We start from the raw sequence: 16,749 nt of genomic DNA, 5'->3' as shown, positions 1-16,749 counted from the left end.
ATGTATGAGAAAAGAAACGGTTTCAAGGACACCGACGATGCAAAATAGCATTTTTGAGGTTGAACATCCTTATATCCCTCCAGCAAATTTCCGTTCCCGCTTGGGAGAGATTGTCTGGAATACGTTTGCCTCTGATGAATTGGCTGGATGGAAAAATGGCGAAATAGTGCGCCCATTGCCAAGCGATAGCCAAGCTCCGTTGTTGTTTGACTTTCCTTCAACCAATCAATCTTTCTCACCTGGCGATTGGGTCATTTCACTTATATCGGCAATTGACCAAGCTTTGCCGGACGTTGACGTTTTGCTCGATTGTCTTGAGATCGACAGCCTCACCATACGACCCTACGCTCCTGCATTTCGCCTGCCTTCTTCCCCATCCACCGAAGCCGCTGCTCATTGTTTGATCGTTGCCCGCATTCTGATCGCATGCCGTGAAGAGCTGATACCTCCCGCCTTTATGACAACGGAATATACGCTCGGCTGTTTGGAGACCGTGAGCCAGCTCGCGATAATGTTGGGAGGCGAGGAAGCTTTCCTTCACGCGATGTCAGTGATCCAGGAAGGTGGAACGTATCATGTGACAAAGATCGACACCGCCGAGGAGCACGTGGATGCGTAATTTGACCAGACGCCTTTTCCTGCTTGGTTCAGCTGCATTGCTATTACCAGCTGTGGCGGTTGCTCAGGATGCAGACAATTCGCCTCTCATCATTCGGGAAGACATTCCAGGCGTCGATCCGCGCTATGCGAGTTATGCTACTCAAGGGCCATACGTATTTTCAGCGTCGCCGACCACCGTGAAAGGTCGCGGCTTTGACTATATGGTCTTCTTCCCCAGAAATCACAAAAGCCCTCGCCTCATTGTTTTCAGTCATGGAGCCGTTGCCGAGCCGCTTGCCTACCGCGATCTCCTTTGGCATTGGGCAAGTCATGGCTTTGTCGTGGTTGCGCCACTTCATCGAGATTCAATCATCGAAAACGGTCCTTCGCTGCGAAAGACGTCTGTCGACAGCGTTTCGGATTGGGCGATCTCTGCCTTGCTTGAAGATCCCGTCGCTTGGCAGGAGCGCGCTGAAGCCTGCGTTAGTGTGCTGGACGACCTGCGGCTGATCAAAGAGGCTGTCGGGCAGGAAATCAACGTGGAGCGACCGATCATCGTTGGACATGGATACGGTGCCTACGTTGCGCAGATGCTCCTTGGGGCCTCGGTCAAGGACGGTGAAAGCAAGCGTAGGACTTTCGCTGATCCACGCTTCTTCGCGGGCATCATGATGTCTCCACAGGGGCCTGGTGTCATGGGATTGGACGAGTCGTCCTGGGCCAACATTAGCGCGCCAAGCCTCTATCTGCTCGCCGAAAACGAGATCGATTTCACTGGGCAACCCTATCAAGAGAAGGCAAAGTCCTACCGACTTGCAAAGCCTGGATATAAGCACGTTGGCCTACTGAAAAATGGCAGTGCTAACACTTTTTCTGGACAGGGTGCCCGATCAAACGCAACGGAGAAGAAGCTCTTCGAGGTTCTGAAGGCAATTTCGACAGCTTTTCTCCTCGCCTATGGTGATTATGAAAAGCAGGCGTTTCAGGACATGACAACCGACTTCTTCGAACGGATGTCACTTGGGGCAATCGACGAAGGCCGCAGGTAATTCGCGTCAACTTATTTGACATAAATAAATCATTCGATCATCATCAAAATTGAAAGGATTATGTGATGATCGATCCGTTTAAAATCACCAATTATCAGCGTACGACTGAAGAGCTTGAGGAATTCTGGCTATTTTGTCTGGCCGTCGCTGGCAAAAGGGCAACGATGATTGCCGCGAAAATTGATGAATTTCTGAGCGGCCGTATTAATGGCGAATCACCATTCGAATATGTTGATCGTTTGGCCAATTCCGGTGAACTGCTTGGTCGATTGAAAGAAGTTCGAATGGGGAAGTATGCCCTCTTGGAAGCGGCTTTCGCTAACTCAGCTGAAGTCGGTCGTCTCGATCTTAGAGGGGTTTCTCCACAGGAATTGGAAGAGCTACCAGGCGTAGGACCGAAGACGTCGCGCTTTTTCATCATGCATTCTCGCGAGAACGCCCACATCGCGGTCATCGACACTCATGTTACAAAGTACCTCAAAGAACGCGGCTACGACGTGCCTAACGGCGTTCCTACGGGTAAGGTATATGCGAGACTGGAGCAGATCATGATTGCCGAGACAAAGGCGTCTGGAATGTCTCCTGCGGACTTCGATCTTGCGATCTGGTCGCACTACGCTTCAAACGGTGAGAAGCCTCTACCAACAGTGCCTATGACACTTGCAGCCTGACATTCTCGGGCTGATGCTGCTGATTCGGGGCAAAGCTGTTTGGCGATGCGGGCGCATATGAAAAAAGTGCCATCAACTAGCACTTTTGTGCGAGTGATTAGCACGAAAATACCTGCGATTGGCATTTTCGCAGTTTTATATGACGTCTGTTTCGTTTGAGCCTACAAAGCGACGATGAATACGCCGCCGCCGCCCTTACTGCGCCTCGCTAGGATTGGTCTGAACCTCAGTCAGGCAGAACTTGCTATCGCGGCACGCGTCAGCCCCAAGACAATATCGAAATTGGAAACGAACGTCGGTATACGTCTTGAAACAAAGCTACGCATTAAGAAGGCGCTGGAGAAACGTGGCGTCCAATTCATCGAGCTGGATGAGAGTGGGGGATTTGGCTTAAGATTTCCCAGAGACTGGGCAGTTCCAAACGCTTACTCACCCGTCAATTCCAAGTGATATAAGTTTTGTAATCATGGCTAAAATTGGATGCCGAGGTGGGGGTCGAACCCACGTCCTGTAGCTTCAAAGGCTCAGATCCTACCATTAGACGACTCGGCATTATCAAAAGTCGTCTAATGAGAGAAAGACGACTGCCTACGCGACTTGTTGTTGTCGCGCAGCAGTGATCGTTTCATTGTGCTTTCGGATGTAGCGCATGAGCATCATGCCTTTCTCCTCGGACGAGAAAGTCGCGTCACCCATATCCGAGAAAGGCACTGGGAATTCAAATCCAAGAGCAGTTCGATACCAGAGATTGCCTGCTCGCGCGCAAACGAGTGTGCACGGTCCTGCGGTGACGTGTTCTTTGATGTTGATCGACTCATTGCTCATGGATTTTTCCTTATTTAATAATTGGCGGAGCCGGGGAGGTTCGAACTCCCGAGACCTTGCGGTCTGCTCGCTTTCCAAGCGAGTGCATTCAACCACTCTGCCACGGCTCCAATTTAACGAATTAACTACGAAAATGGCTGGGGCGGGAGGATTCGAACCTCCGCATGTCGGTACCAAAAACCGATGCCTTACCGCTTGGCGACGCCCCAATTTATTTCGTAATTCCTGGCTGGGCATCCTGGACTCGAACCAGGACCAACGGATTCAGAGTCCGCCGTTCTACCATTAAACTAATCCCCAACGTGCTGGCGGAAAGAGGGAGATTTGAACTCCCGAAGCCTTGCGGCTTGCTCGCTTTCGAGGCGAGTGCAATCAACCGGACTCTGCCATCTTTCCAATTCTTTGGCCCATTTATTAGGCCGAAACTCCTATTATTGCAGTGCCTTATTCACTGCGATTTCGACTGCTTGACGCTCTGCAGTTCCATTAAGCTGCTTCATCGTCTGGCCAACGAACCATCCCCTCAGATTGGATCGTTCTCTGGCCTGTTGAGCCTTATCAACATGGGCTTCCACAAGGGCCATGACAGCTGCGTCTACGGCATCAACCGGAGCATTTATTTCGTGTACTGTCATGGCCCTTCTCCCATAAACAAATAAGCCAAAATTGTGGCGGAGCTGGTAGGATTCGAACCTACGGCGGGGTTAGCCGCATCAGTTTTCAAGACTGCCACCTTAAGCCACTCGGTCACAGCTCCGTATTTGTTTGAATTCCCTGCGGACAGGAAATTCGAATTCGTGGCGGAAACAGGGAGATTCGAACTCCCGAGGGTATTTTACCTCCCTGACGGTTTAGCAAACCGCTGCTTTAAGCCTCTCAGCCATGTTTCCGCATACAAAAAACCCGCCTTTTGGGCGGGTTCTGAAACCTTTTGATCTGATATAGAGGTCAGATTTTCTGGTCAGTCACCGCGCACAGCACCGCGTTCGAGCTTGATGAACTCGACTGGCTGGATTGCTGTTGGGACGACTGAGCGAACATTTCTAAACTCCTTGATCTTCTCTAGATATGAATGATCGATGAAAATATGTCAACGGCTATTTTTTAATTTTTTCACATTCCCATTTTTGGGGTGTCGACGCCATCATTTTCCTCGCCATCGGGAGCACCGTCGTTAGGACTGAGGGACGCATACAGAATTGCGTTCTTTACGCACTCGACGTCTTCCCATGTGAGGTTTCCACCGATTGAAGGGCCGTCGCCAATCTCAAGAACAGGAAACTTTGCCTTCACGTCGTCAGGCATCTGCATCGTGTAAGGATCAACGGTTGTTCCATGCGGGCCGTCGATCTTAACCTCTACGGTTTCGTACTCCTCAAGCGTGTCCAGCCTCTTTTTGGGGCTGCACTGATAGCCTGCTTTGTCGGCCTGGATAGAAAGGCTCCAGCCATGGTCCCAGATCATTGGCGGGAATAGGCGTCCGTTCTCTAATGTCCTTGAGGTCATTGTTTTTCTCCAGTTCGTGCCCTCAAGGTTATGAGGATTGAATGAATGCGACAACGCGCTGTTCGCTTGCATAGGGAGTCGTTACAGTGTGAGGACTTGAAGGAGCATCAGGATGAGTGACGAACGAACCGAGTTGGCGAAAGAGATCCGAGCTTTTATCGATAATCATGCGAAGTTGTCGCCGAGCTTCGACCCTCAATTCGATGACCCCGAGGATCGTTTCACTGGCCCTGACTCTGCGCTCCTATCGGCCGCTGCAGATGCGCTGGAGGCGGACGCGGACTATAACTACGTTCATTCCGATTGGGGTTCTGGTTGTTACAAGCCCTACGCAGATGCAAAAGCCCAGGCGTGGCACGACGATCTCGTCAGACGTGCCAACGTCCTTCGTCCATCAGCGACACCATCATTGCGCTAGCTTGTTGGCTGTCTCTAAAACGTAAGAGGCGGCGGTGTTGAAGTCCTTGAAGGTCTTAAAGGCATAGTAGTCCTTCGGAGGCACCCCAAGGCGCGGTGATGAAGTGCCGCCACTTTGCGGGCCATATAGCCAAAGCCACAGGTTGGCGTCTGTGATTGTGCCCTGCGGGTTCGTGCGCATGCCACCACCGTTTCCCCCTGCTTCTGCAGCGCAGTTTTGTCCTTCTGGAATGCGTGAATCGCGCGCAATCCGTTCGATATCAATCGAGCTACTCTGTTTCACTATTGGATAGCAGCCGTACTCGCTCCTGAGCCTGTCCGCTGTTTCCGTCTTCCAGAGATCCATCAGAATTCGTTCCCCAGTGCCAGCGGCCCAGTACCCAGATGCCTTACCTGTCATCGCCGCAATCTGGCGAGCAGATGATCGTACCCTTCCTGGTAGAAACTTGTAGTCCCCTCCCATCAACGAAAGCCCTAGTGTCGCAAATGCGACTGCTCGGTTTTCTTCCTGGTCGGACAGAGCTGTGTCGAGGCAGTGCGCCGCATGATACAGCATCAGCCAACTTGCCGTTTCCGCACTCGATGGCAGATCGTAGATAGTCGGATACGGCGAACCATATGCATTGGCGATGAAATTGGGATCGATGTTCGCAATGGGCGGCAGGAGTGCGCATACCCTACGTGTCCCCTTCCCATCGAAGTTGTACTCGATTATATGAGACATCCCCATCAGTTCCGTATTGGACGTCATGAAGCGAACGTCCTCACTGCACCAATTCTGTTTTGTTTTATCACATAGAATTGCTGCGGTTCTGGCCCAGAATTCAGCCGGGTCATCACGCCGTTCGAGAATAGCAATCTGAACACCAGTGACGCTCTCCAGTGCGGTGATAAGCGCCATGGCTGCGGTAGGTAAATCTATTGCCATCGAAAAACTCCAATATTTTGTTTCATGATAGTGCCTGCGGTTGCTGGAAACCAACCATTTTATTGCCGACCCCTTTTTGCCATCCAACGGCCATCCGCCTCAGAGATGGATCATCGGCATCGGACATCCTCGGAATAAAAAAATCAGAAATTGCAAAAAATCATATTGACAGTTTCGCCGACGTCATTCATCTATAGGCAACACGACGAATTCCAGTCGCCAACTTTGAGGATAGAACGATGAACGCTCCGGCACAGACAGTACAGGGAAAGGTTGCGGCAGTTTCTGCTCGCGTCGCCCTGACGCGTGCCGTTTCCGCTCTGCCTCATCTCCCCCATTTGTTACCGCTCCCGTATCTGGGTTGCGGTCAGCGGGCTGTATTGGCGAAAGAAGGATTTTAACGCTTAAGTAAATCCTTCGATCAGACCAAGAAGAACCCTCGCTGGCCGACCGCTAACGAGGGTTCTTCTTTTTTTGCGTGTTTTTCCCCGAAAGGGGGTTCTGCTCCCGCAGAATGATCTTTGAAATTGTGAGCGAGAACAGAGCAAGCTGGCTTTGAATACCGTGGCCGTCACCGCGTTATTCTATGGAGAGCTGGTTTGCGAAGAATTGGAGGGTTGCCTGAGAGGCCGAAAGGGGCGGACTGTAAATCCGTTGAGAAATCCACACTGGTTCAAATCCAGTACCCTTCACCAATTAATGCGGCAGTGGCGGAATGGTAGACGCGGTGGATTCAAAATCCATTGTTTCTGACGTGGAGGTTCGAGTCCTCTCTGCCGTACCAAATTATGTAAGGGGGTCAGATAATGGAGTTTTTAAATTCGATCTGACCCCCTTGAAGAGGAAAAGGAAATATGATTTTTTGAATAAAACGGAGCATAGCGCAGTCTGGTAGCGCACCTGATTTGGGATCAGGGGGTCGCAGGTTCGAGTCCTGCTGCTCCGACCATCATTTTTCCTTTTTCCCTTCGGGAAAATATGCGGATGTGGCGAAATTGGTAGACGCATCAGATTTAGGTTCTGACGGGCAACCGTGGAGGTTCGATTCCTCTCATCCGCACCACAGCTTCAAAGGCTATACTGGGCAAATTCTAGAATAATCCCAGAAAGCCTGCGGAATGGCGGCTGGCCAGCTGCTGTTTCGGTGGCGCTTTTAGGAACAGGCGGCGGATCGTGGACGAGCCTGAAGACCCCTCTCCCGTGGAGAGACAGCGACTGATGATCCTTGACGTCGTTGTGAGCGCCTAAAGTTTCTGACCATCTATTGGTCATATCTAGTTTGTCTTGAATGTAGCGCAGTCTGGGAGCGCGCCTGGAGGGATTCCAGGAGGTCGCAGGTTCAAATCCTGTCGTTCAAGCCAATGGGGATGTCCGCCTGAGGTCGGCATGGGCACCGGGAAACGGAATCCGGCTCTGGTAAAACAGGGACGTGACAAATCTCGATTGGGGTCTTTGCGGATGCACCGAAACAGCCAGAGAGGGCCGAGTAGGGAAGCGCGTTTCAAACCAATTGGGAGCCTTTGGTAATGCGAAGGTCATCACGGTCTGCGCAGGTTCAAATCCTGTCATCTCCACCATTTATGGGGGACGCCAATAAGGATGGGCGGTCCTGTCACCCGGCTGTAAACCGGGTCCCTATGCGGCAAGCAGTTCAACTCTAGCCGTCCCCCACCAAGTTAAACTAACGGGCCGAGATCTGCTGCCTTGAGTGGCGCTGCTCGGCCCGTGCATGAGGAATTCGGAGTGTAGCGCAGCCTGGTTAGCGCACCTGCCTTGGGAGCAGGGGGCCGCTGGTTCGAATCCAGCCACTCCGACCACTTAAATGGCAGGACCCTGGCGTATCCTAGGTAACATTCGTCGGAGTCGGCGTACTGATCAAAGATCACGGATTGATCGTCCGCTGAGATCAAGTGCCTGTCCTGCCACCAAGTTTTAAGGGCCTCAGGGTCCTTAACAAAATTCGCTAAGTATGTCGGAAGTTGTAGACGACGTTGAGGTCAAGCCAATCACGGATGAGTATTCATCCCCCCGGTGCATGGCAAAAACCAATGGCAGATACGAACCAGACCGATTCTGCGTTAAGGGTTCGAGTCCCTTTACTTAGCGATGCCTGTTTGCCGTTGTAGCTCAATGGTTAGAGCGCTGGATTGTGGCTCCAGAGACGATGGTTCGACTCCATCCTTCGGTTCCAATACTCATGACTTCGCTGTCATTTGATTAGCGGAACTGTGCGGCTGTGGTGGAATGGTAGACACGCAGCGTTGAGGTCGCTGTGGGGCAACCCATGGAAGTTCGACTCTTCTCAGCCGCACCAATCTTCTTACTTACCGCCGAATAAAGAATGTGGACGTGGCGGAATAGGTAGACGCAGTGAACTTAAAATTCACCGCTTCGTGCGTGCGGGTTCGATCCCCGCCGTCCACACCAAGTCAAATGAAAGAATATGCGGCCGTGGTGGAATTGGAAGACACGCTGGGTTCAGGTCCCAGTGGGGAGCTTGCTACTCTCCGTGCAGGTTCAAGTCCTGCCGCCCGCACCAATATATATCTGTTCTTGCTCACGATTTCATGACTACTTTGGTTATGTCACCCGTTTCCCTCATTTTTGTGCCTTCTTTGTTGTTTGCTGGCTTTGATCTCATCATCGGCTCAAAGCACGAGCAAGGAACGATCCATGACAGAAGACCGCAAATCTCTCTATGAACGTCTAGTCGAGGCAGGTTGCCAAACCGACAGCCATGAGAGTGATCTGTACGTTCGAGAGACAGAAACAGCCAAACAGATTATTCGTGATTTCGAATCCGAAGGCGGCATCAGCAACAAGGAAAACTTCCGAAGTGAGCGCGATGGCCAAAGATGGATTGAGCTTCCTTTTGCTTTTAAGCCATTCTGGGATGCCAGAAGTCGCGCAGCCCCTGCTACCGAGGTTGAGGAAGACGAGACACTTGGCCCTCGAATGTGATGATCACAACAGGAACGAAAAAAGCCGCCTGAGGTAACTCGGCGGCTTTTTTGTTGAGGTAGATTGCGCAGCCTATTTGGCCAGTCTTTTCACCAGTGGAGCAATGGTCAGGCCCTGCACGATGATCGAGAAGACAACGACGACGTAGGTTACCGTCAGGATCGTACTCTTGTACTCATTCTCGGGCAGAGACAGCGCCAGCGCCACCGAAATGCCCCCGCGAACACCGCCCCAAGTCATGATCCGGACAGCGCCGTTGGAGAACTTCTGGCCAGCGGCCCGCAGAAAGGTCACCGGGGTTGCGACGGAGATGTAGCGAGCTGCGAGAACGAGCGGAATGCAAAGCAGCGATACGACGATGTGGCTTTGATCAAAGCGTAGTACGAGGACTTCGAGACCAATCAAAAGGAAGAGAACCGAGTTCAGAACTTCATCGACCATGGTCCAGAACGGAAACAGGTGGCTCTTGGTCTCTTCGGACATCGCATTGTTCGCGCCCCAGTTGCCCATGATCAGGCCAGGAATGACCACGGCAATCGGGCCGGAGAAGTGGAGCTTTACGGCGAGGCCGTAGGTGCCAAGAACGACCGCGAGGGTGATCAGGGTCTCAAGAGCGGCGTCATCGACCTTCTTGATAAGCCAGAGTGCCGCCACGCCAATGGCGAGACCAAGGGCGATTGCCCCGAAAACTTCAACGCTGAACACCTTGATGACTTCGAGGTAGTTCATCGCACCAGATGTGTCGACGAGCTGATGATTGGCAGTCGGCATGATGCCAGACGTCGCCAAAGCTACGGTCAGGAGCACGGTGAACGCTACAACGCCAACGCCGTCATTAAACAAGCTCTCGCCCGCGATCTTGGCTTCCAGGCTTTCAGGTACCTTGACGGTCTTGAGGACAGAAAGAACGGCAACAGGATCTGTTGGCGAGATCAACGCGCCGAACACAAGTGCCCACCAGATCGGAATGGCGAATCCAGCGATATTGGAAAGCGCCCAAAGACCCACGCCCACGACGACCGTCGAAACCAGAACGCCAAAAGATGCCATCAGAAGGATCGGCATCCGCTGACTCTTCAAGGACTTGACGTCGACATGCAATGCGGCAGCAAAAAGCAGGAACGCAAGCATGCCATTCATCACAGTGTCGAAGAAATCGATACTCGAAATCAGATGATTAAGGTCGTCTGTCAGCGTAAAGCCTGGGATGAAAAATGATGCCGTGAGAAGGCAAAGTGAGCCGAATAGGCCCATGATTAGCAGGCCAATGGCGTGTGGCAGGCCCAAGAAAACGTGGTTGATCCAGCCGAGCACGGCCGAAAGCACCACGAGCATTGCAGCAATTTCAATAATTGTCATCGTTTTTCCCTTCGAATGGGAAATTACTAAAATTCCACCAGAAAAATGTCAATGAATTATCGCTATGCAGCGATTATTTTTGGCTGAACATTCTCTTCGAAATCACCGCTCGGACTGCCTCGGCAAAGGCGCTTTCGGGGTTCTCTTTCTTAGAGCTAAGCACCATTTCCGTCCATTTTGAGACCGTCACCATATCCTCAACGCGCATAGGCAAATCTTGTAATTCGAATTTATTGACGAATTCGACCCATTTTCGGGACTGCGGCCCCAGATACGCCAAGGGGATACGTCTGCCTTCATGATAAATTCTCAAGGAAGGAGCAAGTCCGTTCTTCTTTTCCTGTGAGGCTTCCTGTTCTTTTTCAATGGTGCGCTCGATATCGTCTGCGATTTTTACAGCTGCGCCCATATCCATCCGATTTAATTCAAGAATCTTTTTCGCGACGGCAACGCATTCATTGGTGAACCCCTTTGCAATCGTAGCTTCTGCAGGGGATAGTTCGCGAAAATTCTTACCGAATAATTCTTCCGAATTGTTTTCATTCCAGACTTGATCTCTCTTCCAGCTGAGGATGCTTTGACATGTAGGGATATCAGACCATTTCCAGAGTGGTTTATACGCCTGTTGGACGGCTCGATTAAGATCGTTGATTGGCAACACGACTTTGCCAGCAGCGTTCAGTTGGTTGACCCACCTGTTCGGGGAGACCTTTGGCGTATTAGAAGATCCTTTCGGCAATCCGTCGCAAGCAAAGATGTTCTTGCTCAGATTTACAAGATCATCGCGGCTCCATGTGATGGCTGGTTTCCCCATTACATTTGGGGAGAATGTCCTGAGTTGGTTCAAGATATAATCAGGGTCAGACGAAGCCAGTTGAGCGCAAATATCTCTTTGCGGCTCAGCGTTCGATGGACTCGATGACATTAGCATTGCCGCGAGTATTAATTTGGCTTTTGCTCTCACCTGGATCATCCTAGTTTTGTTAGATTGTTATTGAATTGCGCTATCGGCGCAATATTTGGAGGTCAAATGCGCGATCAAGCTCTTAAAGTGGTGGATGCTGTCCGCGCGATGCAGCTAGTCCATCGCCATGGCAAAACCATATCAGAACTCGACATAACATCGTTGGCGCTCGCGCTCGACGGCGTTCGCAAGGCGATTGAAGAGTTTGACGCCAACACTGGTTACACGGCAGGTGAATTCAACATGAAGCATCGACCGGAATTCGCCGTTCCCTTGCAGATGGCCGACGACGGTTATGTCGAGGAAATCAGAGAGCAAAGTCCTACATTGGAAATGAAGCTTGAGATCCAGGCGGAGATAGAACATGAAGTCGAGCAAGAGCTTGAAGAAAAGCATGTTGAAGACATTAAAAAATCCAAAGATATAGATTCCCCTGAGCCAGAACTCGTTCTTCCTAAACCTGTTCTTGCAGCAGCCGTGCTTTCCCAGATGACAGCAAGGCCTGGCATGAAGTCCAACGGGCGAAGGAAAAAACTGGTCCAAGTTGGGAACGGCGTTTTTTATGACGGCAATCAATACGTTAATGAGCTACGGCTATCTGTGAATGCTATCAATGACAAGCTGACTTACGCAGTTAAAAAGATTGGCTGGAACCCTCGTCTGCGGCGGATGGCTGAAGCGTTGAGAAAGGCGCAGGAGAACTTTGCGGTCGAAATGAAGGGGGGTCGTGGTTATGTCTTGATTCCGGCCGACAAGTGGGGCGCTCTTTCGGTAGCCATCGCAGAAAGTGCACTGAACCAAGATTTGACGGTCGCGTTGCCCCAGCCAAAGCCAAGAATGGCCCGTGAACTGGAGCTGGAGAAAGAGCGTAAGAATGCTCCAAGGCCGCCTGCTCATATGTTTAAATGAGATCCTTAGGTCGGTTTGTCACTCGCTAAAAGAAGGCGATGCATCCCTGTCCCTTTTCGGAGGCCTCGGTGCAAACTTTGTCTGCTAATGCGTCGGGTACCTGCATGATCGACATGACGGTTATGTCGTCAACTGTATCGAATGTGGGCGTCATTTTTCTAAGAGTGGGGCCATGTTTTTGCATGACCTTCCAATGAGCAAGAATGTCGCCCATTTTCATGTTTTTATAGATGCCTAGCGTCAGATTTACAAAGCCATCGCTCTGCTTCGCTGGGTTCGTCCCATGTGGTTCAGATTCTGTTGTTCCGTTGCCGAGAATGTCCATTGCATCCTTCTCGCCTGGGAACATGCGAGCTATGTCGTCTGGATAACGTTCGCCAGTCTGTCCTCCAGAAATGGCAGCCAAAGCAGCTACCAGGCCATCATCTGAGCCAGCATCCCTATCAAATCCATAGTCGCTGACGGTTGATTGAGTGTTTTGAGGGCCGCTATTTGCCAAAAAAATGCACATGGCATACGGAAACGCATCCATGATTTTCTTGCGCTGCTCAAAAGATGCGGTAACAGGCAGGTCTTCTCGATAGACAATTCTGCCGTTAACGGTACAGGAGGCCCTGACGCTGTTTTTTGCGCCAGTGATTTCTGCAAGTGCAGCCGATCCGCTGAGAGCGGCTACACTGACGAATACGGCAAGAATGATCTTCCTCACCATGATCTCCGTTAAGCTATAAGTTCCACCGTGGGCTTTTCGTTTTCCACGGTCACCTTTAGATGCTGACCACGTCGGGGCAATGCGTCTAGTATGGGGTCTTCAACCAGCTTTTTGAATGCTCGCTCGACGGCCTTGGCGGTGCCGCTATCATCCTTGGCAATGGAAGCCAGGGTTTCATTGATGTTGCCTGCTATGGTTACCTGCACATCCCGTTTCTTGAGACGTCCGACCAGTTCAGTGACATGTTTCTCGGCAACTGTTACGAGCGCAACTTCCGGCATCGGTTTGAACTCGACTGCTACATCCACGGCATCGAGGAGCATGGGCGGCAGGCTCTCTGGACGTTCATCGGTTTCTTCGATCTGAGAGCTTCCAAATCCGATGGTCTTTCGCTGGTTTTCATAAGAAACAGACATGACCACTGTGGTGCCTGTGAATGAAACCACGTTGCCCATGGAATCGGTAATGACCCCATTCTCGATGGCCTGCAGGATGATGCTGGCGACATTCGGGTGAGCAAGGTCCATGCGATCCAAAAAGATCACGCTCGACGGATTGCGGCGTACAGCCTCTGACAACTGACCGCCCTCACCGTAGCCGACGTATCCAGGGGGAGCACCGATCAGACGCGACGTGGAGTGCGATTCCACGAACTCCGACATATCTATGCGGATCATCTTTGTATTCAGGATGCTCGCAATCTGTCGGGCGGCGTGACGCTTGCCTGAAGCGTCTGGACCATAGAGAAGGATTGAGGCCTTGGCGCGATCTTCACGAGCAAGACCGGAATTCGCCCGAGCGAGAGCCTTTGCGATCTTATTGCAGGCTTCGTCCTGCCCGAGGATTCGCTTCTTCAAATCGTCAAGGACGGTCGAGGCAAAAGTTTCGTTCGATGTGATCTTGATACCCGACATGCGCTGGACGACTTTGAAAAAATCAGCTTCTTCGACAGTCTTGCGTCCAGCTGCGGCCGCAGAAGCTCCAGCTTCGTCGATGACGTCGATGGCCTTGTCCGGTAGCTGCTTGTCGACGATGAATGACTTCGAGAGTTCAACGGCGAGTCGGGCTGAAGCATCGCAGTAGGCTAGATTGTGGAACTTGGCGTAGGTGGGGATTACCTTGTCGATGATTTTGATGGCCTGATCCACGTCCGGCTCTGTAATTGCAATCGGCTGAAAACGGCGAGCCATTGCGGGGTTTCGACCGAAATATTTCAGATACTCGCCATGGGTCGTAGCGCCTATCACACGGATACGCCCACTCGACAGCGCAGGCTTCAGAAGCTCTGCTGCGTCGGATGCACCAAGTGTGCCTCCGACGAGGGCATGAATTTCGTCAACGAACAGGATAAGGTTTGGATTGGCTTCCAGCGTCTCCACGAGGTTGGCGATCCTCTGCTCGAAGTCACCACGCTGACGCGTTCCAGCGATAAAGCGGGCAATATCAAGCGCTACGATCTCTGTGTTCTTCAGCTGACCTGGAACCTTGTCTTCAACAATCCGGACGGCCAGTGCTTCAACGACTGCGGTCTTACCCACGCCTGGCTCGCCAAGCAGGATCGGGTTGTTCTTCTTACGGCGCGTGATGACCTCAGTCATACGGTCGACTTCCTGATCTCTACCGAAGACAGGGTCAATCTTTTTCAGGAAGGCCTGGTTGGTGAGATTGGTGCAGAATTCCACGTCCTTGAACACGCGGTTATTCACGGTAGTGTGGTTGGAAGAGGGGTTCGCCCCGACATTTTGTGAAGGAATAAGCATGCCTTCGTGCCGCGTTTCGGATTGTGCATTTTCAGGCAAACCAGTCGGTTCGAAAACGAAGTTCGCGCGGGAGCAATTTCTGATCGTTTCAACGTCCTGTGCAAGGCACAGTTCAATTGCAGAAATAGCATAATATTCTCGGGCAGGTGTTGGAGGAACGTTCCAAATCTCGTTCAACAAATCGAGATTGGTGACCTCCTGCTGTGGCTTTCTAAGAAAAGCCTGAGAAATTGCCTTAAACAGAATAGACGACAATGAAATGCCGTCTCGACCGACTTCTTCAGGGTAATTACGGCTATCCAGGTGTTTTTCAATATAGAACCGAAGCATGTTGCAATCGATACCCTTATCGACCATAGCCTTGACGACCGACTTGTCGTCGAGCAGCGCATTTAATGCGAATACAAGATCGATATGAGCCGCGCCACGGTGTTCAACTTCGGCTTTAGCCCGCTCAAACGCGCTCTTTAGCTCTGGAGTGAACTGGGAAGCACCTTTAGAGACCTCTGCTTTTTCCATTAAAAATACCCTTTTATTGTCTGCATAAAAGGGTATTTATTCATTGTTAATTCGTCAACATTTTTCTACAATTATTCGTCGCTAATTGCCATATCTTTTGCAGGGCCATCCGACTTGGAATTAAGGCCAAAATCCGCAAGTTTCTTGCCTGCTTCCGGCGCGTCCGAGGCTGCTAGAGCAGCGCGTTCTCTGGCACGGGTTTCAACGATTTGCTTGAATCCCTCGTGACCAAATTCCTGGACTATCTGCAATAGGCTTTGTCCAGGACGACCGCTGGTTATGTCCTCGCGACCAAGCTCGTGAACCTCCTTGGGGTCCATGAGACCAGCAAAGGATTCATCGATTATATGGTTATTTAATGCTTTTCCCATTCTTTTAATTCCTTTTCTCGCATGGAGGTATTGGCGATTTGTTTAAAGCGACTGATGGCCGAGCCAAACCCGTCTTGAAGACTGATATCTGTGACAATGGCCATGTGCTTTGCACGAAGCAAGCGCTCATCGAAGTTTTTTTCGATCTCGACAAGAATTACTTGGTTGGTGGTCTTTAATACGTCGAGGCTGGAACGTTTCACGTTATCGACAAATCCGTACTGAACGCCGTTCTGTGAAAAAGCAACGTGCTTATCGCTCACCTGAACGAAGACTCGGCTATCGGGATCGAGACCAACATAGGGTACGGCCACAAAGATTTTATTATCCGAGGCCACAATGATGTCAGCGTGGTCTATCTCAGAAGCTCGTACAGGCTTTCGCTCTTTTGCCTCAATCTTCTCTTGAATGTCTTTGGCCACTGATGGCTTTCGAGCGGCGGCGACATCTTGTCGAATTTTTTTAGCGCCTGACATCCTGTTTCGCGTCGATTTCAGGAAGCTATTCTTGTTGACCTCTTGCTCAATCGAACGGAGCACCATTTCTCTGAGCTTCTGGCCCGAATAGCGATTCATAAGCCCTGTTGGGTCAGATTCTTTGAACGCTTCGACCGCAACAGAAATTCGTTGCTCATTTGACGGCAAATAACGCCAAATTGCACCCCATCCGATGTCCGGCAATGGTTTGTCTACCAAGAGAAATTGAAGGTCCCCACCGAGTTTTCGTGAGTTGGCCTTTGACCAATACTTCTCACGCACTTTCCAAGCTTGTTCAGGGATTCCACCAGGCTCAGCATCGGCAGCCCACCCCCATTTGACAACTGCTTTGTTAGCTTCCCATGCCTTCAGGTATTCGTCATTCCCATGAGCAAACGTGGCAAGGACTGCATCATGGACCAGATGAAACTTAATGGAGCAATTGAGGTCTGGTGCGATGATCCCTGTCGCGCTGCGACCAAGAGATTTTCGAACATCCGAGCAGGCAACGGCAAAAACGTCGTCAGGCAAATCAGTGATGCCCATTCTGTCGCGATCCAGGTATTCAACTGCTTTATGGGCGACCAAGGTCCCGTATAGCTTGCCGAGATGGCGCAACGACGTGGTTCGATAGTCGTCAAGCCAAGCTGACAACTCGATTATGTTGTTGAGTTTCAATCGATAGCCCTTGGCTGACGTCATTGCGAAAATTCACTCCTTAA

17 protein-coding genes and 18 tRNA genes are annotated in these 16,749 nt (G+C 51.1%); 18 read left to right on the top strand and 17 right to left on the bottom strand.

The window, feature by feature from the left end; all coding sequences use genetic code 11:
* Positions 1 to 37 precede the first annotated feature (37 nt).
* From QU595_RS13730 to QU595_RS30210, 4 genes are all read left to right on the top strand, one after another.
* On the top strand, positions 38 to 619 hold the full coding sequence (locus QU595_RS13730; RefSeq protein ID WP_315922830.1) for a hypothetical protein: 582 nt from the start codon (positions 38 to 40) through the stop codon (positions 617 to 619).
* Positions 612 to 1,649 (top strand): alpha/beta hydrolase family protein, encoded by a 1,038-nt coding sequence (locus tag QU595_RS13725; protein ID WP_315922828.1) that lies wholly within the window; start codon positions 612 to 614, stop codon positions 1,647 to 1,649. The genes QU595_RS13730 and QU595_RS13725 overlap by 8 nt, the downstream gene beginning before the upstream one ends.
* Before the next feature lie 65 nt (positions 1,650 to 1,714).
* Positions 1,715 to 2,320, top strand: a complete 606-nt coding sequence (locus tag QU595_RS13720; RefSeq protein ID WP_315922826.1) for a hypothetical protein — start codon at positions 1,715 to 1,717, stop codon at positions 2,318 to 2,320.
* Positions 2,321 to 2,494: 174 nt separating this feature from the next.
* On the top strand, positions 2,495 to 2,770 hold the full coding sequence (locus QU595_RS30210) for a helix-turn-helix transcriptional regulator (protein ID WP_410000502.1): 276 nt from the start codon (positions 2,495 to 2,497) through the stop codon (positions 2,768 to 2,770).
* Between the two features lie 27 nt (positions 2,771 to 2,797).
* On the opposite strand, the gene QU595_RS13715 is transcribed toward QU595_RS30210, so the two are convergent.
* The 10 genes from QU595_RS13715 to QU595_RS13670 all read right to left on the bottom strand — a co-directional run bounded on the left by QU595_RS13715 (position 2,798) and on the right by QU595_RS13670 (position 4,651).
* Positions 2,798 to 2,872 (bottom strand) — tRNA-Gln (locus QU595_RS13715).
* Positions 2,873 to 2,908: 36 nt separating this feature from the next.
* Positions 2,909 to 3,145 (bottom strand): hypothetical protein, encoded by a 237-nt coding sequence (locus QU595_RS13710; RefSeq protein ID WP_315922824.1) that lies wholly within the window; start codon positions 3,143 to 3,145, stop codon positions 2,909 to 2,911.
* Between the two features lie 22 nt (positions 3,146 to 3,167).
* Positions 3,168 to 3,255: transfer RNA gene (locus tag QU595_RS13705), tRNA-Ser, on the bottom strand.
* A 24-nt stretch (positions 3,256 to 3,279) separates the two neighbouring features.
* Positions 3,280 to 3,354: transfer RNA gene (locus QU595_RS13700), tRNA-Gln, on the bottom strand.
* 17 nt (positions 3,355 to 3,371) lie between these two features.
* Positions 3,372 to 3,445 (bottom strand) — tRNA-Gln (locus tag QU595_RS13695).
* A gap of 6 nt (positions 3,446 to 3,451) precedes the next feature.
* Positions 3,452 to 3,541, bottom strand: a tRNA-Ser gene (locus tag QU595_RS13690).
* A gap of 35 nt (positions 3,542 to 3,576) precedes the next feature.
* Complete coding sequence (locus tag QU595_RS13685; protein WP_315922822.1) at positions 3,577 to 3,780, bottom strand: hypothetical protein; 204 nt, start codon at positions 3,778 to 3,780, stop codon at positions 3,577 to 3,579.
* Between the two features lie 34 nt (positions 3,781 to 3,814).
* Positions 3,815 to 3,902: transfer RNA gene (locus QU595_RS13680), tRNA-Ser, on the bottom strand.
* 41 nt (positions 3,903 to 3,943) lie between these two features.
* Positions 3,944 to 4,035: transfer RNA gene (locus tag QU595_RS13675), tRNA-Ser, on the bottom strand.
* Between the two features lie 223 nt (positions 4,036 to 4,258).
* A complete protein-coding gene (locus tag QU595_RS13670) occupies positions 4,259 to 4,651 on the bottom strand; it encodes a hypothetical protein (protein WP_315922821.1) in 393 nt (130 codons plus the stop codon).
* Between the two features lie 112 nt (positions 4,652 to 4,763).
* Here QU595_RS13670 and QU595_RS13665 point away from each other — a divergent pair, with 112 nt between their 5' ends.
* The gene (locus QU595_RS13665) at positions 4,764 to 5,069 is read left to right on the top strand and encodes a hypothetical protein (protein WP_315922819.1); all 306 of its coding nucleotides are present in this window, start codon (positions 4,764 to 4,766) and stop codon (positions 5,067 to 5,069) included.
* Here QU595_RS13665 and QU595_RS13660 read toward each other — a convergent pair.
* The gene (locus QU595_RS13660; RefSeq protein WP_315922816.1) at positions 5,058 to 6,083 is read right to left on the bottom strand and encodes a hypothetical protein; all 1,026 of its coding nucleotides are present in this window, start codon (positions 6,081 to 6,083) and stop codon (positions 5,058 to 5,060) included. The genes QU595_RS13665 and QU595_RS13660 overlap by 12 nt on opposite strands.
* 524 nt (positions 6,084 to 6,607) lie before the next feature.
* Between QU595_RS13660 and QU595_RS13655 the strand changes: the two genes are divergently transcribed.
* From QU595_RS13655 to QU595_RS13600, 12 genes are all read left to right on the top strand, one after another.
* Positions 6,608 to 6,691 (top strand) — tRNA-Tyr (locus QU595_RS13655).
* Between the two features lie 6 nt (positions 6,692 to 6,697).
* A tRNA-Leu gene (locus tag QU595_RS13650) sits at positions 6,698 to 6,780 on the top strand.
* An 88-nt stretch (positions 6,781 to 6,868) separates the two neighbouring features.
* A tRNA-Pro gene (locus tag QU595_RS13645) sits at positions 6,869 to 6,945 on the top strand.
* Between the two features lie 31 nt (positions 6,946 to 6,976).
* Positions 6,977 to 7,059, top strand: a tRNA-Leu gene (locus QU595_RS13640).
* A gap of 221 nt (positions 7,060 to 7,280) precedes the next feature.
* Positions 7,281 to 7,357 (top strand) — tRNA-Pro (locus QU595_RS13635).
* A 221-nt stretch (positions 7,358 to 7,578) separates the two neighbouring features.
* Positions 7,579 to 7,670, top strand: a tRNA-Tyr gene (locus QU595_RS13630).
* Between the two features lie 65 nt (positions 7,671 to 7,735).
* Positions 7,736 to 7,813, top strand: a tRNA-Pro gene (locus QU595_RS13625).
* A gap of 299 nt (positions 7,814 to 8,112) precedes the next feature.
* Positions 8,113 to 8,187: transfer RNA gene (locus tag QU595_RS13620), tRNA-His, on the top strand.
* Between the two features lie 39 nt (positions 8,188 to 8,226).
* Positions 8,227 to 8,310 (top strand) — tRNA-Leu (locus QU595_RS13615).
* Positions 8,311 to 8,339: 29 nt separating this feature from the next.
* Positions 8,340 to 8,423: transfer RNA gene (locus QU595_RS13610), tRNA-Leu, on the top strand.
* An 18-nt stretch (positions 8,424 to 8,441) separates the two neighbouring features.
* Positions 8,442 to 8,535, top strand: a tRNA-Leu gene (locus tag QU595_RS13605).
* 134 nt (positions 8,536 to 8,669) lie between these two features.
* A complete protein-coding gene (locus QU595_RS13600) occupies positions 8,670 to 8,957 on the top strand; it encodes a hypothetical protein (RefSeq protein ID WP_315922814.1) in 288 nt (95 codons plus the stop codon).
* 72 nt (positions 8,958 to 9,029) lie between these two features.
* On the opposite strand, the gene QU595_RS13595 is transcribed toward QU595_RS13600, so the two are convergent.
* Complete coding sequence (locus QU595_RS13595) at positions 9,030 to 10,316, bottom strand: sodium:proton antiporter (RefSeq protein WP_315922811.1); 1,287 nt, start codon at positions 10,314 to 10,316, stop codon at positions 9,030 to 9,032.
* A gap of 73 nt (positions 10,317 to 10,389) precedes the next feature.
* On the bottom strand, positions 10,390 to 11,280 hold the full coding sequence (locus tag QU595_RS13590) for a hypothetical protein (RefSeq protein WP_315922809.1): 891 nt from the start codon (positions 11,278 to 11,280) through the stop codon (positions 10,390 to 10,392).
* 66 nt (positions 11,281 to 11,346) lie between these two features.
* Here QU595_RS13590 and QU595_RS13585 point away from each other — a divergent pair, with 66 nt between their 5' ends.
* Positions 11,347 to 12,189: a hypothetical protein gene (locus QU595_RS13585; protein WP_315922807.1), complete on the top strand. Its 843-nt coding sequence runs from the start codon at positions 11,347 to 11,349 to the stop codon at positions 12,187 to 12,189.
* 25 nt (positions 12,190 to 12,214) lie between these two features.
* Here QU595_RS13585 and QU595_RS13580 read toward each other — a convergent pair whose 3' ends face one another.
* The 4 genes from QU595_RS13580 to QU595_RS13565 all read right to left on the bottom strand — a co-directional run bounded on the left by QU595_RS13580 (position 12,215) and on the right by QU595_RS13565 (position 16,729).
* Positions 12,215 to 12,898, bottom strand: a complete 684-nt coding sequence (locus QU595_RS13580; protein ID WP_315922805.1) for a hypothetical protein — start codon at positions 12,896 to 12,898, stop codon at positions 12,215 to 12,217.
* Between the two features lie 11 nt (positions 12,899 to 12,909).
* Positions 12,910 to 15,180 (bottom strand): ATP-dependent Clp protease ATP-binding subunit, encoded by a 2,271-nt coding sequence (locus QU595_RS13575; RefSeq protein WP_315922803.1) that lies wholly within the window; start codon positions 15,178 to 15,180, stop codon positions 12,910 to 12,912.
* A 71-nt stretch (positions 15,181 to 15,251) separates the two neighbouring features.
* Positions 15,252 to 15,551: a hypothetical protein gene (locus QU595_RS13570; protein WP_315922801.1), complete on the bottom strand. Its 300-nt coding sequence runs from the start codon at positions 15,549 to 15,551 to the stop codon at positions 15,252 to 15,254.
* Positions 15,536 to 16,729, bottom strand: a complete 1,194-nt coding sequence (locus QU595_RS13565; protein ID WP_315922799.1) for a hypothetical protein — start codon at positions 16,727 to 16,729, stop codon at positions 15,536 to 15,538. Before QU595_RS13565 ends, QU595_RS13570 begins: the two co-directional genes overlap by 16 nt.
* Between the last annotated feature and the right edge of the window lie 20 nt (positions 16,730 to 16,749).

This window comes from Mesorhizobium sp. SP-1A (assembly GCF_032460275.1).
Taxonomy (GTDB): Bacteria; Pseudomonadota; Alphaproteobacteria; order Rhizobiales; family Rhizobiaceae; genus Mesorhizobium.
This window is presented reverse-complemented; position numbering and strand designations above follow the sequence as displayed.

Bases quoted from the DNA above. Each gene is read 5' to 3' on its own strand.
- QU595_RS13730 (WP_315922830.1), top strand. From the start codon at position 38: ATGCAAAATAGCATTTTTGAGGTTGAACATCCTTATATCCCTCCAGCA.
- QU595_RS13725 (WP_315922828.1), top strand. From the start codon at position 612: ATGCGTAATTTGACCAGACGCCTTTTCCTGCTTGGTTCAGCTGCATTG.
- QU595_RS13720 (WP_315922826.1), top strand. From the start codon at position 1,715: ATGATCGATCCGTTTAAAATCACCAATTATCAGCGTACGACTGAAGAG.
- QU595_RS30210 (WP_410000502.1), top strand. From the start codon at position 2,495: ATGAATACGCCGCCGCCGCCCTTACTGCGCCTCGCTAGGATTGGTCTG.
- QU595_RS13710 (WP_315922824.1), bottom strand. From the start codon at position 3,145: ATGAGCAATGAGTCGATCAACATCAAAGAACACGTCACCGCAGGACCG.
- QU595_RS13685 (WP_315922822.1), bottom strand. From the start codon at position 3,780: ATGACAGTACACGAAATAAATGCTCCGGTTGATGCCGTAGACGCAGCT.
- QU595_RS13670 (WP_315922821.1), bottom strand. From the start codon at position 4,651: ATGACCTCAAGGACATTAGAGAACGGACGCCTATTCCCGCCAATGATC.
- QU595_RS13665 (WP_315922819.1), top strand. From the start codon at position 4,764: ATGAGTGACGAACGAACCGAGTTGGCGAAAGAGATCCGAGCTTTTATC.
- QU595_RS13600 (WP_315922814.1), top strand. From the start codon at position 8,670: ATGACAGAAGACCGCAAATCTCTCTATGAACGTCTAGTCGAGGCAGGT.
- QU595_RS13595 (WP_315922811.1), bottom strand. From the start codon at position 10,316: ATGACAATTATTGAAATTGCTGCAATGCTCGTGGTGCTTTCGGCCGTG.
- QU595_RS13585 (WP_315922807.1), top strand. From the start codon at position 11,347: ATGCGCGATCAAGCTCTTAAAGTGGTGGATGCTGTCCGCGCGATGCAG.
- QU595_RS13575 (WP_315922803.1), bottom strand. From the start codon at position 15,180: ATGGAAAAAGCAGAGGTCTCTAAAGGTGCTTCCCAGTTCACTCCAGAG.
- QU595_RS13570 (WP_315922801.1), bottom strand. From the start codon at position 15,551: ATGGGAAAAGCATTAAATAACCATATAATCGATGAATCCTTTGCTGGT.
- QU595_RS13565 (WP_315922799.1), bottom strand. From the start codon at position 16,729: ATGACGTCAGCCAAGGGCTATCGATTGAAACTCAACAACATAATCGAG.